Raw genomic sequence first — 6,827 nt, 5'->3', positions numbered from 1 at the left:
GGGGGGAAGGTCCGGTTGCGCTCCTGGGACCTCTCCGGGGCGCACATCGCCGGGCTGACGTCCCTGTTCATCCTCCTCGCGCTCGGCGAAGGCTTGCTGGTCACCGGCTTCGCGTTCGTCGACAAGGAATCGTCCGTCGCATCCATCGCTGCGCTGGCGACGGCGTTCGTCGCTGCCGCGGCGGCCTGGTGGATCTACTTCGATCACGGCGAGCGCATCGGCGCCGAGGCGATCGAGGCGTCAGACGAACCGGCCCGCCTCGCGCGCACCGTCTACACCTGGGTACATCTTCCGATCATCGCCGGCATCGTGCTGATGAGCGTGGGTGACAAGGAGATGCTGGCGCTTCCCGACCAGCGCAGCCTCGCCGCCACGGTCGTGGTGGTCGGCGCGCCGTTCCTCTTCCTCACCGGGACCGTGCTGTTCCGCCGCCTGCTCGAGGGGCGCTGGGCGCGAGCTCAGCTCGTCGGTCTGGTGGTTCTTGCTCTGCTCGCCGGTGCAGGGTTCGCAGGCTTCCTCGTCGACGCCCTCCCGCTGTCGATCACGACCGCGATCGTTCTCGTCGGTGTCGCGGCGGGCGAGTCTGTCGAGCGGCTGCGTCGCGGTCGACGCTCCGGGGGATGAAGGCCAGGCCCGAACAGAGTGGACGCGACGGCGGGAGTCGAACCCGCAACGCCGTCAGGTATGAGCTGAGGCCCGGGACCGCCCGGATCGCCGCGATGGGAATGACGCTACCCGGCCACGCCCTGGAAGGCCAGGATGGTTGCGGGGATTGACAGAGTGCGTCGCCGCATGACAACGGCCGTCATGCGGCGACATCCGGCGGGGTCCTGAGTGCGGTGTACGTTCGCCTCATGGCCGTTGATGACGTCACCACCCCCACCGGTCTGAAGACGCACCGCTACCTGCGGCTGTCGCTCGTCTTCATCGTCTTCGCCCTGCTGCTCAGCGTGCTGATCCAGACGATCGTCGTCTCGTGGCAGCCGCTCGCTCTCGGGTGGGAGCCGCTCCCGTCGATCAGTCACTACTTCTACACTCCGGCGCGCTCGATCTTCGTCGGAGCCCTGTTCGCGGCATCCCTCGCACTCCTCGCCCTGTCGGGCCGCGATCGAGCGACCACTCTGCTCGACATCTCGGCGGTCTTCGCGCCTGTGATCGCCATCGTGCCGACCGGTCTCGCCAACCGACAGCGGATCGGCGGATTCGAGTGCCCCGACAACTTCGAGTGCGTGCCGGTCGAGCTTCTCGGCGCCATGCGGCTCGGCATCGCCGTCTACGTGGTTGTCGTGATCGTCTCGGTGATCACAATGGCCGTCATCCGGGCGCGGACGCGCGCCCCGAATCGCTCTGCACGCGCCGTGTCGATCATCGCGGTGACCACCGCCGTCGCTCTCGCCGCGCTCGCCTTCGCGCCGGCGCTCAACGAGTCCTTCCCGTTCAACTTCTGGCCCGTGCACAGCATCCACTTCGTGGTGACGCTGCTGTTCTTCGGGGTGTTCGCCGCAGTCCCGATCCTGTACGCGGGCGGCCCTCTCGAACCGGGCGAGACCCCGCCCCCGCCCCGCCAGCGATCGATCTACCGCTGGATCTCAGGGCTCCTGATCACGGACCTCGTGCTGCTCGGCGTGGCGCTTCTGTTCAGACAGGCCTTCGGCGAGACCCCGGTCGTGCTCTTCGGCGAGGCCGTCGCGCTGATCCTGTTCGGAACGTTCTGGTGGGTGCAGACGTTCCAGCGCTGGAACGACGCGAACCCGCCCTCGATCGCGGCTCGGTGGGCCTGATCCCGTTCCGGTCGCAGTCTGCGCCGCCGCGATCCGGATGAGGCGGCACGGACTGCGACCGGAACAGGTCGCAGCCCGTGTGGTCAGCGCCGGATCGAGTCGTGGAAGGGATTCGGCTCGAGCGTGATGTCGGTCGTGGCATCGGCCCAGGTGCCGCCGCCCGACTGACGTCCGCGGCGCAGCGCGCCGAGCATCCGGGTGGCGGGCACTCCGACGGCGAGTGCGGCGGTTCCGACGAACGTACGGTCTTCGGAACCGAGGACGCTCGCCCGATGCCACGCTTCGTGCAGGGCGCCGGCCCGCGCCTCCGGCACGCGTCTCGTCGGCAGACCCCCGGCACGACGCAGCGCCACGAGCTGCTCGACGTGCTGCCACCAGGTCGACTCGGACGAGGGGTGGAAGTAGTTGTCGCGCAGCCAGACGGGATGCGGATGCCGGAAGCGGCCGGCCACGACCTCGCTGCGACCACCCAGCAGACCGCTGCCGACGAACACCGTGTTCAACAGGCTCTTGCTCACCCCGAACGAGTCGAGGGCGATCACCGGCACCCCCAGCGCCACGGCCTCGACGGCCGCGGTCGAGCTCACCGTCACGAGACCCGCCGCCGTCGACAGAGCCTCGGCCATGGATCCGTACGAGACGACGAGATTGTCGGGCCTGCGCGCCGGAAGCAGTTCGAGGTACGGATCGCGTTCGAGATGCGTCTCGGACTCGCCGGGTCGGGAGCGCAGTTTGACCACCACCCGGCGGCCGGGATCGGCTTCGGCGGCGCGCACGAGCGTCGCCGCGATCTCGGCGCGCTCGTCACGGCCGGTCGGGACGAGCGCCTGCGCAGCGAAGACGAGATCGGTGGCGGGAACGCGCACCGAACGGGGTTCCGTCTGCCTCTCTGCGACGAGGGTTCCTCCCGCACGGGCGGCGTCCGAGGCGAGCACACGGGCCCGATCCGACGCCAGCATCCGCGATCGCGAGCGGGCGAAGGGCAGGGTCGCGAGCGCCGTCGGCACCTGCACGCCGATCCGACGTCCGAGCTCGGCGAAGGCGCGCTCTTCGCGGTGGGAGTGCACGACGAGAAGGTCGGCGTGGCGTCGGTAGTCCAGCGCCCCGCGCTGGGCGGGGATCGCCATGCCCGGCAGCCCCGCCACGACCACGGGACGACGCGTGAGGCCGTCGACGACCCGCCCCATGAGGCGGACGAACGGCCCGCGACCCGCGAGCAGCACGACGTCGGGCTGCTCGCCCTCGAGCCACCCCGAGGCGCGCGCGAAGGCCACCCTCGTCACATCGTCCGCCTGCATGCCCGTGCCGATGAGAGCCGTGCGCTGCTGCTCGATGCTCGCGGTCAGCGGCGTCTTCACCAGCAGAAGATGCGGACGGATGCCGGGCACACTGCCGAGCAGCGACGCCGACCACTTCACGAACGAGTCCGCGTCGGCGATCGCGACGACCCGGAGTGCACCCGACTCGGTCATGCCGGGATACGACGCAGCTTCGCCATCGGCGCGCGCTCGCTGTCGAAGACGCGCTTGACGCCGTCTCCGAGTGCCGCCTCGATCACGCGGATGTCGCGCACGAGGTGCTCGAGACCTGCGGGTTCGAGCGAGGCCGCGTGGTCGGATCCCCACATCGTGCGGTCGAGCGTGATGTGGCGCTCGACGGCCACTGCTCCGATCGCGACGGCGGCGAGGGAGATCTGCAGACCGCGTTCGTGACCCGAGTAGCCGACCGGCACTCCGGGGTAACGGTCGCGCAGGGTGGCGATCGCACGCAGGTTGGCCTCTTCGGGCTCGAGCGGGTAGGTCGATGTGGCGTGCATCAGCACCACGCGGTCGGTGCCGAGCGTGGCGAGAGCGCGGTCGATCTGCTCGATGGTCGACATCCCCGTCGAGAGGATGATCGGCTTGCCGGTCTCGCGCAGTGCGACGAGCAGCTCGGTGTCGGTGAGGCTGGCCGATGCGACCTTGTGCGCCACGACGTTCAGGTCTTCGAGGAAGCCGACGCTGGGGACATCCCACGGGGAGGCGAACCAGTCGAGGCCGAGCATCGTGGCGTGGTCGCCGATCGCGATGTACTCGTCGCGGCCGAACTCGACGCGGCGACGGTAGTCGAGGTAGCTCATGGTGCCCCACGGCGTCTCGCGCGGCACATCGCGCATGTGCTCGGGGGTGGAGATCTCGGTAGTGCGCTTCTGGAACTTCACGGCGTCGGCTCCTGCCTTCGCCGCGACGTCGATCAGACGCTTCGCGATGTCGACGTCGCCGTTGTGGTTCAGGCCGATCTCTGCGATGAGATAGGCGGGGTGGCCGCCGCCGATCACGCGTGAGCCGATGCTGACAGTCATGGTTCCTCCGGTCGTCGAAATGGCCTTCTCCCCTGAGTACGCGCCGGGGGTGAACAGCGCGCGACAGGAGGGTTACCGGCGTCGGTCAGCCCGGCAACACTCGTTCGATCAGCTCGCGGACGGCGCCGTGACCGCCCGTGCGGCGCAGCACGACCCGTGCCGCTTCGCGCACGAGCGGATGCGCATTGGCCACCGCGATCGGCCATCCGACGATGCGCAGGGCGGGCAGATCGTTGACGTCGTTGCCCAGGTACGCGATGTCGGCGAGCGGGATGCCGGCGTCCTCTGCCCACGCGCGCAGCGCGGACTCCTTGTCGTCGATGCCGTGACGCACGGGGACGCGCAGCTTGTCGGCGCGCGCACGGACGACGGGGTTGACCTCGGTCGAGAGGATGAGCATCGGGATGCCGGCACGCCGCAGCAGCGACACCCCCATGCCGTCTTCGCGGCTGACCCGCACCCGCTCGACACCGTCGGCGTCGACGCTCGCCGTGTCGTCGGTGTGCACGCCGTCGAAATCGGTGACGATCGCCCGCACCGGGATCCGCTCCGGGGTCTCGTGCAACGCGGCGAGCGCACGGGCGATCCGCAGCTGCTGCTCGTCGTCGATCTCGATCGCCGTCCACTCGGGCACCTCGGCGATCCGGGTGCGCCCGAAGAAGCGGTGCTTCGCCTCGCGGAATCCCGCAGCTGCGAACACGTAGAAGGCGCCCGTCTCGAGAAAATGCGGCTCGCGATCCTGTCGGCGCGGTCGATGCGCGGCGTCGTGGTTCAGCGCGACCGCCTCGCCGTTCTCGCCGCGCCCCCAGAGGAAGCCATACGTCTCGTGAGCGGCGAACACGCTGTCGGCGCGACCGTCGCGCACCTCGCCCACTGCCCGGGCGAGAGCGTCGCCCGGGATGAACGGCGATGTCGCCTGCAGGAACGCCACGACGTCGACCCGTTCGCCCGCACCGTCGGGTTCGTCGAGGGCGTGCGGTGTCGCGCTCTCCGACGACGCGGTGTCGCCCGAGATGTCGGCCGGGCGGCGCACGACCCGTGCCCCCGCCGCAGCACTGACCATGGCGATCTCGTCGTCATCGGTCGACACCACCACGAGATCGATGCCGCCCGCCAGTGCGCTGCGCACAGCACGCTCCACCAGCGGCACGCCGCCGACTCGACGCAGGTTCTTGCGCGGCACGCCCTTCGACCCACCCCGCGCCGGGATGATCGCGACGACTCCGCCGGCATCCGTCGTCTTCTGCTCCTGCGTCCTGATCTTCATCGCCCTCGTGGTTCTCGTCCTCGTGGTTCTCGTCATCGTCATCGGCCTCTGAGCGCCCGCCAGGCGCGCCCGATCCTGCGCCTGGCGCCGAGCGCGGTCAGCCGCACCTCTTCGACCCGACCGATGCCTCCGGCCGGACGCAGCACTCTTCGCACCGCGGTCTCTTCGGGTGCCCCGGGCAGTCGCAGCTCGGCCAGTCGCTCGGGTGCGAAGTACCTGTCGCGGTCGATCTCGTCGAGGCCTGCGAGCAGCTCTTCCGCGCGGGGGCGGAGGTGACCGGCGACGACCGGCTGCATGGCGTAGCCGACCGCATCGATCAGCAGCTGCATCCGCTCGGGTTCGCGATACGGCGAGCCCGGCCGGGTGAGCACGTCGACGATGGTCGCCGGCACCCGGTTGCTGTTCTCGTACGGCGTGAGTCGCGCGAGCACGGTGTCGGCGCCGACCGCGTCGATCTCACGACCGAACAGCGCCCGCACGGTCGGCAGAGCGGTCGAGAACCCGGCGATGACGGCGCGGGCGTCGATGCGCTCGGCCAGCACCTCGGCGGCGAGCGCCCCTCGGTACTCGCGCAGCACGATGCCGTGCACCGCCGCACGCTCACGCAGCGCATCTGCGAGTCGAGGCGGGGCCGAGGGATGCGGCTTGAAGACGATGTGCGTCGGGCCGAAGCGGGCGGCGCGATCGATCATCTGCTTCTGCATCGCCACCTCCTCGCTCTCGGTCACGAGGCCGAGCGCTGCGAGATACTGCCCGAGCACGAGCACGGTGGGCTCCCCGCCGAGTGCGCTCTCGAGCTCGACGGCATCGTCGACAGCGTCGGCCGTCTCGACGAGCACGGCGCCGAACAGCGCGGGCGGCACGGGCACCGGCGTCGCGGTGGGCGAGCCGACCAGCGGGGTCACCCCCGGCACCACATCGGCGTGCACGACCCGGCCGATCCGCGCGGTCACGGTGTGCGGCATCGCGATCCGCATCGGCGAGTAGGTCATCAGACCGTCGCCGACGATCGTGATGCGGGCGTGCGGGAAGAGCTGCATCAGGGTGCTGGCGGGCGCGACCTGCGGGCTCTGCAGGAGCAGTTCGAGGTCTGACACGTCGATCCCCCACGCGCGGGTCAGCAGGCGACGCAGCAGCGGCAGATCGGCGGCATCCGGCTTCCACGAACTCGGATGCAGGGGTCCGATCAGCGCATCGAGATCCTCGACCCGGTCGAAGCGTCCTCGCAGGCTCGCGAGCGCAGGATCCACCGCGATGCCGACCGTCGTCTCGGGCACCCGCGACGAGACGAACGGCACCAGGATCCGCTCGCCGTGGTCGCCGAGCAGGTCTCCGTCGAGAGCTGCGGCGACGGTGGCGAGTCCGTAGGCGCTGTGCAGCGCGAAGAGCTGGGTCATGCCGCGTGCCCGACTGTGCGCAGCAGCGGAGCGAGCACCCG

The 6,827-nt window shown here is 70.2% G+C and carries 6 protein-coding genes and 1 pseudogene; 2 read left to right on the top strand and 5 right to left on the bottom strand.

Annotated elements, in window-relative coordinates; all coding sequences use genetic code 11:
- A partial coding sequence (locus J7E68_RS03590) for a low temperature requirement protein A (protein WP_215169923.1) occupies positions 1–624 on the top strand: 624 nt, incomplete at its 5' end.
- 19 nt (positions 625–643) lie between these two features.
- On the opposite strand, the pseudogene J7E68_RS03585 reads toward J7E68_RS03590, so the two are convergent.
- Positions 644–719: pseudogene (locus J7E68_RS03585) on the bottom strand.
- A gap of 135 nt (positions 720–854) precedes the next feature.
- Here J7E68_RS03585 and J7E68_RS03580 point away from each other — a divergent pair.
- Positions 855–1,781, top strand: coding sequence for a hypothetical protein (locus J7E68_RS03580; protein WP_215169921.1), 927 nt, complete (start codon positions 855–857; stop codon positions 1,779–1,781).
- Positions 1,782–1,864: 83 nt separating this feature from the next.
- On the opposite strand, the gene J7E68_RS03575 is transcribed toward J7E68_RS03580, so the two are convergent.
- The 4 genes from J7E68_RS03575 to J7E68_RS03560 form a co-directional block, all read right to left on the bottom strand.
- Complete coding sequence (locus J7E68_RS03575; RefSeq protein WP_215169919.1) at positions 1,865–3,253, bottom strand: DUF6716 putative glycosyltransferase; 1,389 nt, start codon at positions 3,251–3,253, stop codon at positions 1,865–1,867.
- Positions 3,250–4,122 carry an N-acetylneuraminate synthase family protein gene (locus J7E68_RS03570; RefSeq protein WP_215169917.1) on the bottom strand — a complete coding sequence of 291 codons (873 nt, stop codon included), beginning with the start codon at positions 4,120–4,122 and terminating at the stop codon, positions 3,250–3,252. Before J7E68_RS03570 ends, J7E68_RS03575 begins: the two co-directional genes overlap by 4 nt.
- A gap of 85 nt (positions 4,123–4,207) precedes the next feature.
- Complete coding sequence (locus J7E68_RS03565) at positions 4,208–5,389, bottom strand: acylneuraminate cytidylyltransferase (RefSeq protein WP_251048599.1); 1,182 nt, start codon at positions 5,387–5,389, stop codon at positions 4,208–4,210.
- Positions 5,390–5,427: 38 nt separating this feature from the next.
- On the bottom strand, positions 5,428–6,827 hold a 1,400-nt coding region (locus J7E68_RS03560; protein WP_251048598.1), incomplete at its 5' end, for an alpha-2,8-polysialyltransferase family protein.

The organism is Microbacterium sp. ISL-103 (assembly GCF_018613995.1).
Lineage (GTDB): Bacteria > Actinomycetota > Actinomycetes > Actinomycetales > Microbacteriaceae > Microbacterium.
The sequence above is the reverse complement of the archived record's forward strand: the minus strand, read 5'-3'. Positions and strand labels throughout refer to the sequence as shown.